The 14,875-nt window shown below is 40.9% G+C and carries 17 protein-coding genes; 10 read left to right on the forward strand and 7 right to left on the reverse strand.

Going from position 1 to position 14,875, the window contains the following annotated elements; genetic code table 11:
• Nucleotides 1-14: 14 nt before the first annotated feature.
• The 4 genes from B3394_RS09385 (at nt 15) to B3394_RS09400 (ending at nt 3,239) form a co-directional block, all read left to right on the forward strand.
• A complete protein-coding gene (locus B3394_RS09385) occupies nt 15-341 on the forward strand; it encodes a DMT family transporter (protein WP_177735377.1) in 327 nt (108 codons plus the stop codon).
• Nucleotides 342-447: 106 nt separating this feature from the next.
• Nucleotides 448-1,191: a class I SAM-dependent methyltransferase gene (locus B3394_RS09390; protein WP_286915653.1), complete on the forward strand. Its 744-nt coding sequence runs from the start codon at nt 448-450 to the stop codon at nt 1,189-1,191.
• A gap of 10 nt (nt 1,192-1,201) precedes the next feature.
• Entirely contained in the window at nt 1,202-1,618 is a 417-nt protein-coding gene (gene ruvX, locus B3394_RS09395) for a Holliday junction resolvase RuvX (protein WP_177735373.1), read from the forward strand.
• Nucleotides 1,619-1,724: 106 nt separating this feature from the next.
• Nucleotides 1,725-3,239 carry a malate:quinone oxidoreductase gene (locus B3394_RS09400; RefSeq protein WP_286915654.1) on the forward strand — a complete coding sequence of 505 codons (1,515 nt, stop codon included), beginning with the start codon at nt 1,725-1,727 and terminating at the stop codon, nt 3,237-3,239.
• A gap of 49 nt (nt 3,240-3,288) precedes the next feature.
• Here the strand turns inward: B3394_RS09400 and B3394_RS09405 are convergent, their stop codons facing one another.
• Nucleotides 3,289-5,508 (reverse strand): FUSC family membrane protein, encoded by a 2,220-nt coding sequence (locus B3394_RS09405; RefSeq protein ID WP_177735369.1) that lies wholly within the window; start codon nt 5,506-5,508, stop codon nt 3,289-3,291.
• A gap of 200 nt (nt 5,509-5,708) precedes the next feature.
• Here B3394_RS09405 and def point away from each other — a divergent pair, with 200 nt between their 5' ends.
• From def to B3394_RS09430, 5 genes are all read left to right on the forward strand, one after another.
• On the forward strand, nt 5,709-6,296 hold the full coding sequence (gene def / locus B3394_RS09410; RefSeq protein WP_177735367.1) for a peptide deformylase: 588 nt from the start codon (nt 5,709-5,711) through the stop codon (nt 6,294-6,296).
• A gap of 60 nt (nt 6,297-6,356) precedes the next feature.
• The gene (locus B3394_RS09415) at nt 6,357-6,791 is read left to right on the forward strand and encodes a DUF5606 domain-containing protein (RefSeq protein WP_286915658.1); all 435 of its coding nucleotides are present in this window, start codon (nt 6,357-6,359) and stop codon (nt 6,789-6,791) included.
• A 73-nt stretch (nt 6,792-6,864) separates the two neighbouring features.
• The gene (gene mazG / locus B3394_RS09420) at nt 6,865-7,638 is read left to right on the forward strand and encodes a nucleoside triphosphate pyrophosphohydrolase (protein ID WP_177735363.1); all 774 of its coding nucleotides are present in this window, start codon (nt 6,865-6,867) and stop codon (nt 7,636-7,638) included.
• A 1-nt stretch (nt 7,639) separates the two neighbouring features.
• Nucleotides 7,640-7,957: an antibiotic biosynthesis monooxygenase family protein gene (locus B3394_RS09425; protein WP_273243493.1), complete on the forward strand. Its 318-nt coding sequence runs from the start codon at nt 7,640-7,642 to the stop codon at nt 7,955-7,957.
• Between the two features lie 14 nt (nt 7,958-7,971).
• Entirely contained in the window at nt 7,972-9,108 is a 1,137-nt protein-coding gene (locus B3394_RS09430; protein ID WP_273243495.1) for a hypothetical protein, read from the forward strand.
• 77 nt (nt 9,109-9,185) lie between these two features.
• On the opposite strand, the gene fabF is transcribed toward B3394_RS09430, so the two are convergent.
• From fabF to B3394_RS09455, 5 genes are all read right to left on the reverse strand, one after another.
• Nucleotides 9,186-10,424: a beta-ketoacyl-ACP synthase II gene (gene fabF, locus B3394_RS09435; protein ID WP_177735358.1), complete on the reverse strand. Its 1,239-nt coding sequence runs from the start codon at nt 10,422-10,424 to the stop codon at nt 9,186-9,188.
• A gap of 50 nt (nt 10,425-10,474) precedes the next feature.
• The gene (locus B3394_RS09440; protein WP_286915883.1) at nt 10,475-11,020 is read right to left on the reverse strand and encodes a TetR/AcrR family transcriptional regulator; all 546 of its coding nucleotides are present in this window, start codon (nt 11,018-11,020) and stop codon (nt 10,475-10,477) included.
• A gap of 102 nt (nt 11,021-11,122) precedes the next feature.
• Nucleotides 11,123-11,557 carry a PaaI family thioesterase gene (locus tag B3394_RS09445; protein WP_286915913.1) on the reverse strand — a complete coding sequence of 145 codons (435 nt, stop codon included), beginning with the start codon at nt 11,555-11,557 and terminating at the stop codon, nt 11,123-11,125.
• Nucleotides 11,554-12,753 (reverse strand): acetyl-CoA C-acyltransferase, encoded by a 1,200-nt coding sequence (locus B3394_RS09450; protein WP_286915933.1) that lies wholly within the window; start codon nt 12,751-12,753, stop codon nt 11,554-11,556. Before B3394_RS09450 ends, B3394_RS09445 begins: the two co-directional genes overlap by 4 nt.
• Nucleotides 12,754-12,797: 44 nt before the next feature.
• On the reverse strand, nt 12,798-13,382 hold the full coding sequence (locus B3394_RS09455; RefSeq protein WP_177735352.1) for a TetR/AcrR family transcriptional regulator: 585 nt from the start codon (nt 13,380-13,382) through the stop codon (nt 12,798-12,800).
• A 126-nt stretch (nt 13,383-13,508) separates the two neighbouring features.
• Here B3394_RS09455 and B3394_RS09460 point away from each other — a divergent pair, with 126 nt between their 5' ends.
• A complete protein-coding gene (locus B3394_RS09460; protein ID WP_286915964.1) occupies nt 13,509-14,111 on the forward strand; it encodes a DapH/DapD/GlmU-related protein in 603 nt (200 codons plus the stop codon).
• A 34-nt stretch (nt 14,112-14,145) separates the two neighbouring features.
• Here B3394_RS09460 and B3394_RS09465 read toward each other — a convergent pair whose 3' ends face one another.
• Nucleotides 14,146-14,796 carry a DUF6705 family protein gene (locus B3394_RS09465; protein ID WP_286915986.1) on the reverse strand — a complete coding sequence of 217 codons (651 nt, stop codon included), beginning with the start codon at nt 14,794-14,796 and terminating at the stop codon, nt 14,146-14,148.
• Nucleotides 14,797-14,875 lie beyond the last annotated feature (79 nt).

Raw genomic sequence — 14,875 nt, forward strand, 5'->3', positions numbered from 1 at the left:
AAAAATAATAAAAAATGAACTGGATTTTAATCATTATTGCGGGACTTTTTGAAGTAGGATTTGCTTCATGTCTGGGAAAAGCCAAAGAAGCAACCGGAAATGCAGCCATTATGTGGTATTCCGGATTTGTGATCTGTTTAACCGTTAGCATGCTGCTGCTTATTAAAGCCACACAAACCCTGCCTATCGGGACCGCTTATGCCGTTTGGACGGGAATCGGAGCAGTAGGAACCGTTTTAGTCGGCATTATTTTCTTTAAAGAACAGGCAGATTTCTGGAGAATCTTCTTTATCTGTACCCTGATCGGATCGATTATCGGTTTAAAGTATGTATCCCATTAAGCCGTAAAACTTTAAGAAATATTTAAACCGGTCTTGGATATAATTTTACATTGTTGGGAGTAACTTTGTAAAGCATTACTATTCGGTAATGTTTAAAGAAGAAGAGATGAAAGACAATTTTTCCAAAATGGCAGTAGAATATGCTGCTTACAGACCGGAATATCCAAAGGAAATTATTGATTACATTGTTTCATTTGCTACCCATAAAAAACAGGCGCTTGATATAGCCACCGGCAACGGACAGCTGGCAAAAAAACTGGCAAAACATTTTGAACAGGTAGCGGCTATCGACATTAGTGAGAAACAACTGAAAAATGCCGCAAAAGTTCCCAATCTGGCATATAGTATACAGCCGGCCGAACAAACAACATTTCAGGACAAACAATTCGACCTGATAACGGTGGCCCAGGCAGTGCACTGGTTCGATTTCAGCCGCTTTAACAGGGAGATTTACCGTGTGCTGAAAAATGACGGCATCTTTGCGGTTTTGGGATATGCTTTGCTAAAAACCAACCCGCACACGGATGCCATTATTAAAAGGCTCTATAAAGACATACTGGGCGGCTACTGGGATAAAGAACGGGCTTATATTGATAACAATTACAGCACAATACCGTTTCCTTATGACGAGATCAGGACAAAATCTTTTGAGAATCACGTAACCTGGGAATTTGAGGCGCTGATTGGCTATCTTGAAACCTGGTCGGCAGTACAGCATTATAAAGATAAAAACAATACGAACCCGATAGCACTCATTCGGGAAGACCTTAAAACATCGTGGGAGAAAAGCGATAAAAAAGTTACTTTTCCCTTACTTTTGCGAATAGGAAAATTACAGAAAACCCTTTAATAAAAAACAAATGCCGAGAATTGTAGCGATAGATTACGGACAGAAAAGAACAGGAATTGCAGTTACCGACGAACTGCAGATTATTGCCTCAGGCTTAACCTCCATCCCGTCAGCCGAAGTGATTCCTTTCTTAAAAGATTATTTTTCGAAAGAAAATGTAATCAAAGTACTCATTGGAGAACCGATACAAATGAACGGTCAGCCTTCCGAAAGTACGCCCGTAATAGAGGCTTTTGTCGCTAAATTTACGGCTGCTTTTCCCGATATGAAGGTGGAAAGGGTAGACGAACGTTTTACTTCAAAAATGGCTTTTCAGACCATGATTGACAGCGGACTTAAAAAGAAACAGCGTCAGAATAAGGGCTTGATTGATGAGATTTCCGCAACAATTATGCTTAGAGATTATCTATCTCGAAAAATGATTTAGAAAAATTTTATAATTTACTAAAAATGTAATCTGGATTGTAAAGGATCAGGAAAAGTAATAGTTTTTCGAACTTTACAAACTAAATTTGCACTTTTAAAATATTGCGATGACTACTACGACACACAAAACTGAGGCTGATGTGGTTTTAATAGGAGCAGGAATAATGAGCGCAACATTAGGACTACTACTGAAAGAACTGCAACCAAACTTAAAAATTGAAATTTTTGAACGTTTAGATGTCGCTGCTGCCGAAAGCTCGGATGCATGGAACAATGCAGGAACAGGACACTCAGCGTTTTGTGAATTAAACTACACACCGGAACTGGAAGACGGTTCGGTAGAAACCAAAAAAGCCGTTAAGATTGTTGAATCTTTTGAAGTTTCAAGACAATTTTGGGCCTACCTGGTAGAAAAAGGATTACTCAACAATCCGGAAAGTTTTATCAGAAGCGTTCCCCACATGAGTTTTGTATGGGGAGAAAGAAATGTAAAATACCTTAAAAACCGTTATCAGGAACTTCAGAAATACCACCTTTTCAAAGGAATGGAATATACGGAAGATGCCAGTCAGATTAAAGAATGGGCACCGCTGATCATGGAAGGGCGTAAAGGAGCTAAAAAACTTGCTGCTACTTCAATGAAAATCGGAACCGATGTTAACTTCGGGGCATTAACCCGAAGCATATTCAGCTATCTGCAAACACTGGAAGGTGTGAAAATGCATTTCCACCACGAAGTGAAAGACCTGAAAAAGTATGAAGACGGTACCTGGAAAGTAAAAGTAAAAGACCTGGAAAACGGGGGTAAAAAACGCGTAAAAGCGAAATTTATCTTTATCGGAGCCGGAGGAGGATCGTTATTGCTGCTTGAAAAAGCCAATATCCCGGAAGGTGACGGATTTGGAGGTTTCCCGGTTAGCGGACAATGGTTGAAATGTATCAACCCGGAAATAATCGAAAAACACCAGGCAAAAGTATACGGAAAAGCCTCTGTTGGCGCACCACCAATGTCGGTACCGCATATCGATACCCGAATGATTGACGGGCAGAAAGCCTTGTTATTCGGACCCTATGCCGGATTTTCGACTAAATTCCTGAAAAACGGATCGTATTTTGATTTGGCACAGTCCATTAAACTGAATAATATTAAACCGATGCTTTCTGCCGGAATGAAAAACATTCCGTTGACCAAATACCTGATCGATCAGGTGTTCCAGTCTTCTGAAGACAGGATGAAAGCCTTGAAAGAATACTTACCGGATGCTAAAAAAGAAGACTGGGTGTTGGAAAATGCCGGTCAGCGAGTGCAGGTAATTAAAAAAGACAAGCAGGGACGTGGCGTGTTGGAATTCGGAACGGAAGTGGTTAATGCTGCCGATGGTTCATTAGCCGTATTGCTTGGCGCTTCTCCGGGTGCTTCTACCACCGTGTCGATCATGCTGGATCTGATAGGACGTTGTTTCCCGGAACAACTGGCAACAGCCGAATGGCAGCATAAATTAAAGGAAATGATTCCTTCTTATGGTTTGTCGCTGAATGAAAATCCGGAATTAGCCGATACCTTAAGAGCACATACCGCTAAAATCCTGAAACTGGAAAACAATACAACTGTAAATGCGTAGGCATTTCAGTATTAGCAATAAAAAAAGCGCACTATTCAGTGCGCTTTTTTTATTGCTGTTTTAACGTGATAATTGCTTTTAAAATGTTTTCCGACAGATTGGTCAGCCAGATCAGCTGCTCGATAACCAGCTGGGATTCTTCCAGCTGCAGGCGGAAATCCTCATCATCCGTAACGGCTTCGTGCAGTTCCCTGGCCCGGATGCTTTTTAATTCTGAAAAACTGATTTCCAGGCGTTTCTTTTCATCTTCCGTTAAGGAAACAATATCTTTTTTATTGTTCAGTATCGCTATCGCCTGATCCAGATTCCGCACCACGGTATTCACCACGATATTAAAGGCTTCGGAAGCTTTGGTTGTTTTGTGGGATTGTACATAAGTCCCTATGGAAGCAAGCGAAGACAGCAACGTGTGATTCAGTACCGCCAGCTTAAAAACCTGGGATTTCTGCCGCTGTTTCGATTTGGGCTCCTGTATCATACGCTGGAATGAAGCCATCAGGTTCCCGATCTCAATAAAAGCATGCTTTCGGGCCAGTTTATACGAAGTGGTAACTTCCCCTTTCTGATTGTAAAAAACGGCAATTTCTTTCAGGTAATCCCTGTTTGCCGCAATTGCCTTTTCCAGAAAAGTACGCACATTTAAAAACTCCCATGAAGGCCATAGCAGGTAACTTGCCGTAAACGAAAGTACCGCGCCTACCAGAGTATCTAAAATACGGTATTGGATCACTTCGTTCACATTGGGCGTTAGTATTCCGTAAATAAAAATCACATACATGGTCACAAAAGTGGCGCCAATCTTATAATTTGTATTCGAAAAAGTGAAGCCCAGCAGCATCGAAATAATCGATAAAACCCCTAAAGCAGTATGATTGTTCGTTATGTATAAAAAGCCGAAAGCAATCACCCCGCCGATAACGGTTCCCAGAATACGTTCAATAGACCGCTGTTTCGTCAGGCCATATCCGGGACGCATGATAACCACTATTGTTAACAATATCCAGTAAACATTCTGGAACGGAAGAAAACGGCCGATAATATAGCCCAGCAGCAGTGTAATGGTCATACGAAGCGCATGGCGGAAAAAAGTAGAGGAAAAACTCAGGTTTTCCACTAAAGTATTCCAGCGGTAATTTTGCGGCGTTAAGAATTTTTCAATGTCCTTATTCCGGTTTTTATAATCCTGAAGATTAATATTGATGGAACCGGAGAAAACCCGTTCCAGTGTCTTGATCTTTTCAATCTGTCTTTCGGCATAATGCAGCATGTTGGTGAGCATTAAAACACCTTCATAGGCATTTTCCTTACCAAGCGTTTTTTCATAATTGGCAATGACGCGTTCCAGCGCTTCAAGGTCTTCCTGTAATGAATGCCGGGAAGTGTATTTTGAGCCGTTTTCTATGCTTTTTGCAATTTTTTTCAGGCTGGCAGCAAGATTATACGCCAGGTTTTGGTAAGTAGCCAGTACCTTTTGGTGGGCAGCAAATTTTTTATGCAGCTTGTCGTAATCAAAAGAAGTCGAAAGCGCTAATTCCAGGATATCCACCATGGTGGTAAAAACAATCAGCATTTTCCGGTTGTGATTGGAGTTACTGGAACTGCTTTGCGCGCCAATTAAAAACTCCCGCAGGTTTTCGTGTATCGTATTAATCTCTACCTGCAGGTGCAGCTGTTTCTCAATGATCTTGGATTTATTGGCATCAATATTCCACAAATCCCCTCGCAGTTTCAGGTATTTTGATGTGAGCCGGATACAATCAACCGTCAGTAATTCAACATAACGTTTGGGCCGTATAAAATAGAAAAGCAGGGAAATAAGAATATAAAACAACCCTCCGGCAGCAATCCAGGTACTGTGTACGATCAGATCCCAGCCTTTGTAATCATGGCTGAAAGCCAGAGCTATTGCAATTAAACCCGAAAACGAAACCAGGTTGGCACGCTGGCCGTAAGCCGATAACATCGAAAGGAAAAAGAGCGAAAAAGCCATGACCGGATACAATATCCACGGGTGCGAACTGCAGGCGCTGATGAGCAAAGTACATCCGGCGGCTAATAAAACAGCGACGAGTAAACCGTTGATTTTGTGTTTTAAATTACCGTGAATATCACTGGGGAAAGCGAGTATGGCACCCAAAGCAACGGTAAAACCGATATTGAAATACCCCAGATTGGCTAAAGCTAAAAACGGGATTACGGCGGCAAGCGTTACTTTTATGGCATTGGTGAAATTGGTGCTGTCTATGAATTTTCTGATTTGATATAGCATCGTCACGGTGTTAAAAACAAAGGTAGAAAATGTAAAAAAAGTAGGAGTAAAATTAAGAAGGATTTTGCAAAAAAACGGTTAAAAAAGCCAAAACAAAAGAATACATCCTGCAATGTGTATTTTTTCATTACTTTTGCGCTCGAATTAAAAGTCTTTTAAAAGAGGTTTAATTCTTTTTGAATCCTTATAAATTAAAAACAATGATTTTACCTATTATTGGATACGGAGATCCCGTTTTGCGTAAAGTATGTGAAGAAGTTTCAAAAGATTATCCGAATCTGAAAGGAACCATTGCAAGCATGTACGATACCATGTATAATGCTTATGGCGTTGGTTTGGCAGCACCACAGGTAGGGCTGGCTATTCGTATGTTTATTATAGATTGCGAACCGTTCAGTGATAGTGAAGACCTTACACAGGAAGAACAGGAAATTTTGAAAAACTTCAGAAAAACATTCATCAACGCCAAAATTGTAAAAGAAGAAGGCGAAGAATGGGGCTTTAACGAAGGCTGTCTGAGTATTCCGGATGTAAGAGAAGATGTTTTCCGCAAAGAAAAAATCACTATTGAATATTACGACGAAGAATTTAACAAGCATACAGACGTTTACGACGGATTGATTGCCAGAGTTATTCAGCATGAATATGATCATATTGAAGGAATTCTTTTTACCGACAGAATATCATCGTTAAAAAAGCGATTAATCTCTAAGAAATTACAAAACATCATGGAAGGAAAAACTCGTCCGGATTATAAAATGAAATTTATTGCCAAAAAAGGGCGATAATTTTTGTTTTTCAAATCAAAGATTAGATATTTGTCTTCCTCTAAAAAAAATAATATAAAAATGAGTATCGAAAGAATATTAGCAATTTCAGGAAAACCGGGTTTATACGCGTTAAAACTACAAACAAGAACAGGATTTGTTGCCGAGTCATTAATTGACGGTAAAAGAATCACGGTAGGATTGCGCAGTAATGTGAGTTTATTATCGGAAATTTCAATTTATACGTATGAAGGTGAAGTTCGTCTGGCTGAAGTTTTCAGAGCTATTGCTGAAAAAGAAGATAACGGACCGGCACTTTCTCATAAAGAAGATAATGCAAAATTAGAATCATACTTTAGAGAAGTTTTACCACAATTTGATGAAGACAGAGTATATGCTTCCGACATCAAAAAGGTGTTAAACTGGTACAATATGTTACAGGCTAAAGGATTGGTTTCTAAAGAGGCTCCTGCAGAAGTGGAAGCTACAACAGAAGAAACAGCTACAGAAGAATAAAATTCTGAAAAGTACCTTATAAATAATCCTGCCTTCGGGCGGGATTTCTTATTTTTACACAAATTCTAAAGCAATGAACACACGTCAATTACAACTGGATGCTTTCAGCCGGTTACTCGATATCATGGAAGACTTAAGAGCGCAATGTCCGTGGGATAAAAAGCAAACCATGGAAAGCCTGCGCCACCTTACCATTGAAGAAGTTTACGAACTGGGCGATGCCATTCTGGATAATGATCTGGACGAAATCAAAAAAGAATTGGGTGATGTATTGCTGCACATTGTTTTCTATTCCAAAATTGGCAGTGAAAAAGGCGCTTTCGATATAGCCGATGTTGCCAATTCCATTTCCGACAAACTCATAGAGCGCCATCCGCATATTTACGGCGATGTGGTTGTGGAAAATGAAGAACAGGTAAAACAAAACTGGGAAAAACTAAAACTCAAAGAAGGCAAAAAATCTGTTTTGGAAGGCGTGCCCAAAAGCCTGCCGGCCTTAGTGAAAGCCAGCCGCATTCAGGATAAAGTGAAAGGCGTTGGATTTGACTGGGAAGAACCGCATCAGGTTTGGGAAAAAGTACAGGAAGAATTAGAAGAACTGCAGGTGGAAGTTGCGAAAGCCGATCAGGATAAAATCGAATCGGAGTTTGGTGACGTACTGTTTTCGATGATTAATTACGCCCGCTTTTTAAACGTAAATCCGGAAGATGCTCTGGAAAGAACCAATAAGAAATTTATAAAACGCTTTCAGTACCTGGAAAGTAAAGCCGGTGAAATGGGCAAGCCTTTGGCAGACATGACCTTAGCCGAAATGGACGTTTTCTGGGAAGAAGCTAAAAAATTATAAAATGATAGCCCAAACACCCGAACCGCCGTATTATGCCGTTATTTTTACTTCCGAAAGAACCGCTCTCGAAGAGGGTTATGAAGAAACGGCCAGCCGGATGGTGGCTCTGGCAAAGGAACAGCCGGGATTTTTAGGAGTGGAATCCTCCAGAACGGAAATAGGAATTACCGTTTCCTATTGGAAAGATCTGGAAGCGATAAAGCACTGGAAAATGAATATGGAACACAGCGTGGCCAGGGCAAAAGGAAGAACCGACTGGTATAGTACTTTTAAAGTGCGCATTGCCAAAGTGGAACGCGACTATGAATTTGAAAAATAAACCAACGATTAAAAATGAATAAAATTACCCTGCTGTTTGTAATGATGGCAAATTTAGTTTTGGCTCAGAAACCGATAACCGTAGCCGAAATAACCTTAAAAATAAAACCCGATTCCTCCGAAGAATTGCTGTATGGATTTGCAGAAGGGGACCAGCTGCTGTTCACTTTTGAAGAAGATAATAACAAAAAGATCGGCGAAGTTGCCGTTTCGGAATTTCCGGACGTAGTCAAATTCAGGACAATAGATACCAAAAAAGTAAAAAAACAGCTGATAACGGTAAATCATAAAGCCGTTTTTAAATTTCTGTTTAAAAACAGCGATGCCGAAGAAAAACTGGCAAAAGTGCTTATCCAGCGTATTCCGGCTGCGGAAGAAACCAAAAACTTTACCACCACGGTAAAATGGGTAACAGAACAGGATACTACCTGGAATTCGTTTACGAAAGATGTCGTAACCGGCTATGATACGTTACTGGTGCAGAAAACCAGAAAGGTCGTAACCTACGAAAAGAAATATGAAGAAATGGTTTTGGATAAAAGCCAGCGGGTGAATGCGAAAACCAGCCTGGATGCGAGCCAGTCAAGCGTTTTTTTCAGCCTGCCCAACAATGCTGTTACCGCTAACGAAACCAAAAAAGTGGTAGCCTGGGCATACTGGGTTGGCGTAGGAAAAGAAAGTAATGACTATTGGCAGCAAAACCGCAAGATGATTGTGGGCGCTGTTCAGGGAGCAACGACCATTTTTACCAGCCCGTTAGGCGGAATTGCCGCCGGAGCAGTGACCAATCTGGCTTTGCCGTCTATTGGTGAAGACGTGGAATATGCATTGGTAAATGAAGAAAACAAAAAACTGTTTTTACAGGACAAGCCTATTAAATCCTATGATTTTGGCAGGGGCGTAGCCACCTTTAAGCGCTTTACCGAATCGGGGATGCTGCAGGGAAAATTCTATGTAATGCTTAAAAATGATAACTATGTACAGCCAATCGATGTGAATGTAAAAGTATCGGCTATAGTAGAGCATAAGAAGTTCAAAGACGAAACGTTTATGGACAGGCAGATCAACCCGAAATATGGCAAAAAAATCATTACGGAACCGAATATCGTTACCCGTAAATTCCCGGCCACATTCGATTATAAAAGAAAATAAGGCTGTTTTTTTAAGACAGTGCCAGGCAATAAAAAAGGCTAAAATTCAATGGATTTTAGCCTTTTTTATGGTATTTATCAGATCTTTTTGAGGACAATGATGCCGTTATGGCCGCCAAAACCAAAAGCATTGCTCATGACGGCAGTTACTTTTTTCTCAATGGCAGTATTGGCAACAATATGAATATCGCCCGGGATATTTTTATCCGGTTCGTGCAGGTTAATGGTAGCCGGAATAATATTGTGATTAATGGCTTTTATAGACAGAATCGCTTCAATAGCACCGGCAGCTCCTAGTAAATGCCCGGTCATGGACTTCGTGGCGCTGATGCTTAAATTGGAACTGTTCGTAAACACTTTTTTGACTGCATTCAACTCGCTGATATCGCCAACAGGAGTAGACGTAGCATGCATGTTGATATAATCAATCTGTTCCGGATTCAATCGGGCTTCTTCCAGAGCCAGCTGCATGGCTTTTGCAGCACCAATACCTTCCGGATGCGGAGAAGTCATGTGGTACGCATCGGCTGTCATTGAAGCACCTACTACTTCTGCGTAGATTTTGGCACCTCTTTTAACAGCATGCTCATAATCTTCCAGGATCAATGCTCCGGCACCTTCACCCATTACAAAACCATCCCGGTTACTGTCAAAAGGCCTGCTGGCTGTTTTCGGGTCGTCGTTGCGTGTCGACATCGCTTTCATGGCGGCAAAACCACCCATTGAAGCCGGTGTGATAGGCGCTTCGGAACCTCCGGTTATAAATACTTTGGCTTTGCCAAGCTTGATGTAATTATAAGCATCCATAATGGCTGTATTGGAAGTGGCACAAGCCGAAACGGTGGTGTAGTTAATGCCCTGTAAACCATATTTCATCGAAATCATACCGGAAGCCATATTGACAATCAGCTTCGGAACAAAAAACGGATTGAAACGCGGTGTACCGTCCCCTAAAGTGAAATCGCGCACTTCGTTTTCAAAGGTTTCCATTCCGCCCTGGCCAACGCCCCAGATCACCCCGATATCAAACGGATCCATTTTGGCAACATCCAGACCGGAATCTTCCATGGCCTGTGCAGCGGTGTACAAAGCATATTGCGTAAACAAATCACTTCGTTTGATCTCATTGTGGGTTAAGTATGTTTCCGGTTTGAAATCCCTGACTTCACAGGCTAACCGTGTTTTGAATTTTTCGGCATTGAAACGGGTGATTAATCCGGCACCGCTTACGCCGTTGATACTGTTGTTCCAAAAGGTATCGATAGTATTTCCAATGGGTGTTAAGGCACCCAGACCTGTTATTACGACTCTTTTCATTTTTATTCCTTTTATGGTGAGCTCACCGGAATCGGTAAGCGGGTTAAAAGCTAAACAGTTAAAATAGTATTCTGAATGACCTGGTACACATCATTTTTGAGTACTTTATTCAGTAATAGTGATGCTAAAAGGGATGACTGAATGCAATAGGCTTTGGCTTTGGCTTCTTCGGTAAAATGAAAAATGCCTTTTGCTCTTCCGTTTTCTAATAAACCGGTCAGCCATATAATGATGTTGTCTGCCAGTTCCTTCAATTGGAGTTGCATGTTTTCAGACAGGGTATCATAAGTGGGCGATAAAGCGCCCATCAGGCAGACCCATTCGTTCTTTTTGGTTTTCTGATGCATGGTTACAAAATGCTGAAATTGCGTTTCATACGGCAATTGTTCCCAGGATCGGATCGTCTGTTGGAATTTTTCAGCGGTATTGTCAATCACGGCAACACCCAGATCCGATTTGGAAGGAAAATAATAATGGATGGCAGCATTCTTAACGCCCAATACTTTTGAAATATCGGCATAGCTGAAAGCATGGTATCCTTTTGAGCGAATCAGCTCATCTGCAATACGGATTATTTCTTCTCTGGTAGCATTCATGGTACAAATATAGATATTTTACTTACTAGTAAGTAAAATTTAAGAATACTTTTGCTTTTACATAAAAACAGCCCTGCGTGTAAAACAGGGCTGCTCATTGGGTTATTTCATTCCGGTCTTTAAAAGATTCGTATATCCTTTGGCCAGGAGCTTTGATTTGTCCTCATTCCAGATCTCACATTGTGCATTGACAATCTGGTTGCCTTTTTTAATAATACTTGTTTCGGCGATGATAATATCGTTTTCTCTTGCTGAGGCAAAATAATCGATAACGTTATTGATCGTGGGATAAAAATAGGGCTCTCCGTAGCAGATTAAAGTTGCGCCAATCGCATCGTCAATCATGGCTGCTACGATGCCGCCATGCAGGGTTTTATAGGGATTGGTCATTTCGTGGCGAATGGTGTACTGAAAGGACAAACGGCCTTCTTCCACCGCCAGCATGGTCGGTTTGAGCCAATTCATAAAAGGGGAAGGAGAAGTACTCACTTCTTTTCCGATATGTTGTTTTAAATATTCGAATGCCTCGTTTTTCATTGGGATAATGTTTTGGATTTAGCGGTAATGTTTTCAATCACGACTGCCGATGCGCCGCCGCCGCCGTTACAAATAGCGGCTACACCATATTTACCGCCTTCCTGTTGTAAGACAGATAATAAGGTGGTGATAATCCTTGCGCCCGAAACGCCTATAGGATGTCCCATGGCGACACCGCCGCCATATACGTTGACTTTGTCCGGATCCAGGCCTAAGATTTTCTGGTTAGCTAAAATCACCGAAGCATAGGCTTCGTTAATTTCAAAATAATCGATTGCATCAAGGGTTAATCCGGCTTGCTGTAAAGCTTTCGGAATCGCAATGGAAGGGGAGGTGGTAAACCATTCCGGTGCCTGTGCCGCATCGGCATAACCGATAATTCTTGCTAAAGGCTGCAGCTGGTATTGTGCAACCATTTCATCGGAAACCAGTAATATCGCACAGGCAGCATCATTAAGATTGCTGGCATTGGCTGCGGTAATGGTTCCGTTTTCTTCAAAAGAAGGCGCTAATTTCCCGATTTTCTCCGGAATGATCTTGTAAATGTCTTCGTCTTCCTGGAAAATAAGTGTATCGTTTTTTGTTTGGATGCTTATCGGGATAATTTCATTTTTAAATTTTCCGGATTGGGTGGCATCGGTCGCTTTTTTATAGGAAGCAAGCGCATAAAGATCCTGTTCTTCGCGGCTGATCTGGTATTTCCGTACACAAATCTCAGCGGCATTGCCCATGTGGAAACCGTTGTAAACATCGGTTAAACCGTCTTTCAGTAAACCGTCTACCAGAGTGGAATTGCCCATTTTATTGCCTTTTCGCTGCTGGGTATAGTGCGGCACATTGCTCATGCTTTCCATACCGCCGGCTATTACCGCCTGGTCAATGCCCAGCTGAATCTGCTGTGCGCCCAGCATAACGGCTTTCATCCCGGCGGCGCAAACCTTGTTAACGGTAGTACAGTCGGTTTCGTTGGGAATACCGGCAAACAGTGCTGCCTGGCGTGCCGGTGACTGTCCCAGATTTGCCGATAATACATTGCCCATATATACCGAATCTATGGCAGCTGCCGGAACCGCGGTATGGTCTAAAACAGCTTTGATGGCAATGCTTCCTAATTCGGTGGCACTCAAATGCGAAAGACTGCCGAGAAAACCTCCTGTCGGGGTTCTTTTTGCGAGAATAATATTGACGTTTTTCATAATTTTATTTTATACCGATCGGTATATTTTTGGTTAAAAAATTTTTATAGTGCGGTTATTACTTTTCGGAGGGTATTCATCATCGATTGATGATAGTCCAACTTGCCGGTCAGGTTGATCATCATTATTGCGCCTTCAATCAGAGCGATAATGGTCAGGGCATTTTCATCGGCGTTAGTAGTGCTTTTGAATTCGTTCTTTTCGATACCTTTATTGATCAGGCGTACCAGGCTGTCTTTCCAGAACAGCATGGCTTTTTTTGCCAATGCTTTGAGCTGCGGATGGGTATCGTCTGCTTCAATTGCGGTATTCATAATCGGACAGCCGCCCAAAGGAAATCTTTCGGTGGCGAATTTTTCATACAGTTCCGGATAGCTCATTAATTTCTCCCGGTAGGTAGTCTTTTTGCTGATCTCCTGTATAAACAAAGTCTGCATTTTTTCATAATTGTACTGAAAAACAGCCAGCGCCACTTCGTCTTTATTTTTAAAGTTCCCGTATATACTGCCTTTGGTCAGTCCGGTGGCTAAAGTGATATCCTGCATGGACGTGCCGGAATAGCCCTTCATATTAAAAATAGGAGCGGTCTTCTCAATAATAAACTGCTTTGTTTTTTCGGCTTTGTTCATAATGATAAAAAATACAATACAAATATATACCGATTGGTATAATTTTGCAACATTTTAATCCGATTATATAGTCTGAGGAAATAAAATGATTTTGTACTTTTAAATCACTGTAATTATAAAGACAAGATGCTATCACATTATACCGCCGATTTTATCAAACATTTTCCTTTTCAAAAAGATTGGAAACCATGGGAAGTGACTTCTAAAATTCCGGATAGTATTTATGCTAAAATAGCCACATTACCGGAAAAAGAATATACCATTATTGACGGTATTGCGATTCATAAAACGGCCGTTGTCGAAAAAGGCGTAACCTTAAAAGCACCGGTAATTATTGCTGAAAACTGCTTTATAGGCGCGCATGCATACCTGAGAGGCGGTGTTTATCTGGCGAGTTCCGTAAAGATCGGTCCCGGTTGTGAGATTAAAACCAGCATTCTCCTTGAAAATACAGCGGCTGCCCATTTTAATTTTATAGGCGACAGCGTCGTGGGCAGTAACGTAAATTTTGAAGCGGGTTCGGTAATTGCGAACCATTATAACGAACGGGATAACAAACTGATTTTTGTTATGCATGACGGCAGTATAGTCGCGACCGGAGTTGAAAAATTTGGTGCCTTGGTGGGCGATAATACAAAAGTAGGGGCTAATGCCGTTTTATCACCCGGAACATTATTGGTGCAGCATAGTGTTGTGAAACGACTGGAACTGGTTGCCCAGGTTCCTTAACCCATGCTTTGGGATAGACAAGAGTGCCCAATAATTACGGTTGTTTTATCAAAATATATTCTCCATAAAGCACACTAAAGCTATTTATATTTGCTGGAGGTCCATCCATAGTATTCAAAGATTCAAGCCCGTTACCGGTATAAACAAATTGAACTTTTAATTTTTCCTGTCCGTTTTCTACAAATCTTCTGATTACAAAATTATTACTTATTCCTCCCCAAATATTTCTACGGGAAGGCTCATTGAAGAACAATAATAAACGTCTTTCATCTTCTTCACATTCGGGACATAATGGATACGTTGATTTATATATACGTGTTACACTAACAATATTATAATCAAATATGTTACTATATGTTTGGTTAATATTTGAAAACGTATTTACCTTCTCGATTCCGTTATCAATATATTGAAATTCGCCTATTAAAAAATCAGCATAATAATTTCTGACATCCGTAGTTACATGGAAACTATCTTTTGGTTTAAAGACAACTTTAAATGTTGTATTGCCATTATTGTAAACCCACGTTCCTATATATTGATTGTGAAATCCATTTATATCCTTGTAATATGCCCCTTCTATTCTACCGTATTTTTCTACACCGTACCTGTTTATGATAGGTGTTTGAGAATAGGTATTAAAGACGATAAATCCTAATATTAAACTGTATATATATGCTTTCATTACAGCTGTTTTACTAAAATATATTCTCCATAAGGAATACGCATTTCATCCGGAGCGTTATCTGGAGGCATAAATGAAG

It is taken from the genome of Flavobacterium sp. UBA4197 (assembly GCF_002379575.1).
Lineage (GTDB): Bacteria > Bacteroidota > Bacteroidia > Flavobacteriales > Flavobacteriaceae > Flavobacterium > Flavobacterium inviolabile.

What these genes read in the sequence shown, in the direction of transcription:
- B3394_RS09385 (WP_177735377.1), top strand. Translation starts at nt 15, where the DNA reads ATGAACTGGATTTTAATCATTATTGCGGGACTTTTTGAAGTAGGATTT.
- B3394_RS09390 (WP_286915653.1), top strand. Translation starts at nt 448, where the DNA reads ATGAAAGACAATTTTTCCAAAATGGCAGTAGAATATGCTGCTTACAGA.
- ruvX (WP_177735373.1), top strand. Translation starts at nt 1,202, where the DNA reads ATGCCGAGAATTGTAGCGATAGATTACGGACAGAAAAGAACAGGAATT.
- B3394_RS09400 (WP_286915654.1), top strand. Translation starts at nt 1,725, where the DNA reads ATGACTACTACGACACACAAAACTGAGGCTGATGTGGTTTTAATAGGA.
- B3394_RS09405 (WP_177735369.1), bottom strand. Translation starts at nt 5,508, where the DNA reads ATGCTATATCAAATCAGAAAATTCATAGACAGCACCAATTTCACCAAT.
- def (WP_177735367.1), top strand. Translation starts at nt 5,709, where the DNA reads ATGATTTTACCTATTATTGGATACGGAGATCCCGTTTTGCGTAAAGTA.
- B3394_RS09415 (WP_286915658.1), top strand. Translation starts at nt 6,357, where the DNA reads ATGAGTATCGAAAGAATATTAGCAATTTCAGGAAAACCGGGTTTATAC.
- mazG (WP_177735363.1), top strand. Translation starts at nt 6,865, where the DNA reads ATGAACACACGTCAATTACAACTGGATGCTTTCAGCCGGTTACTCGAT.
- B3394_RS09425 (WP_273243493.1), top strand. Translation starts at nt 7,640, where the DNA reads ATGATAGCCCAAACACCCGAACCGCCGTATTATGCCGTTATTTTTACT.
- B3394_RS09430 (WP_273243495.1), top strand. Translation starts at nt 7,972, where the DNA reads ATGAATAAAATTACCCTGCTGTTTGTAATGATGGCAAATTTAGTTTTG.
- fabF (WP_177735358.1), bottom strand. Translation starts at nt 10,424, where the DNA reads ATGAAAAGAGTCGTAATAACAGGTCTGGGTGCCTTAACACCCATTGGA.
- B3394_RS09440 (WP_286915883.1), bottom strand. Translation starts at nt 11,020, where the DNA reads ATGAATGCTACCAGAGAAGAAATAATCCGTATTGCAGATGAGCTGATT.
- B3394_RS09445 (WP_286915913.1), bottom strand. Translation starts at nt 11,557, where the DNA reads ATGAAAAACGAGGCATTCGAATATTTAAAACAACATATCGGAAAAGAA.
- B3394_RS09450 (WP_286915933.1), bottom strand. Translation starts at nt 12,753, where the DNA reads ATGAAAAACGTCAATATTATTCTCGCAAAAAGAACCCCGACAGGAGGT.
- B3394_RS09455 (WP_177735352.1), bottom strand. Translation starts at nt 13,382, where the DNA reads ATGAACAAAGCCGAAAAAACAAAGCAGTTTATTATTGAGAAGACCGCT.
- B3394_RS09460 (WP_286915964.1), top strand. Translation starts at nt 13,509, where the DNA reads ATGCTATCACATTATACCGCCGATTTTATCAAACATTTTCCTTTTCAA.
- B3394_RS09465 (WP_286915986.1), bottom strand. Translation starts at nt 14,796, where the DNA reads ATGAAAGCATATATATACAGTTTAATATTAGGATTTATCGTCTTTAAT.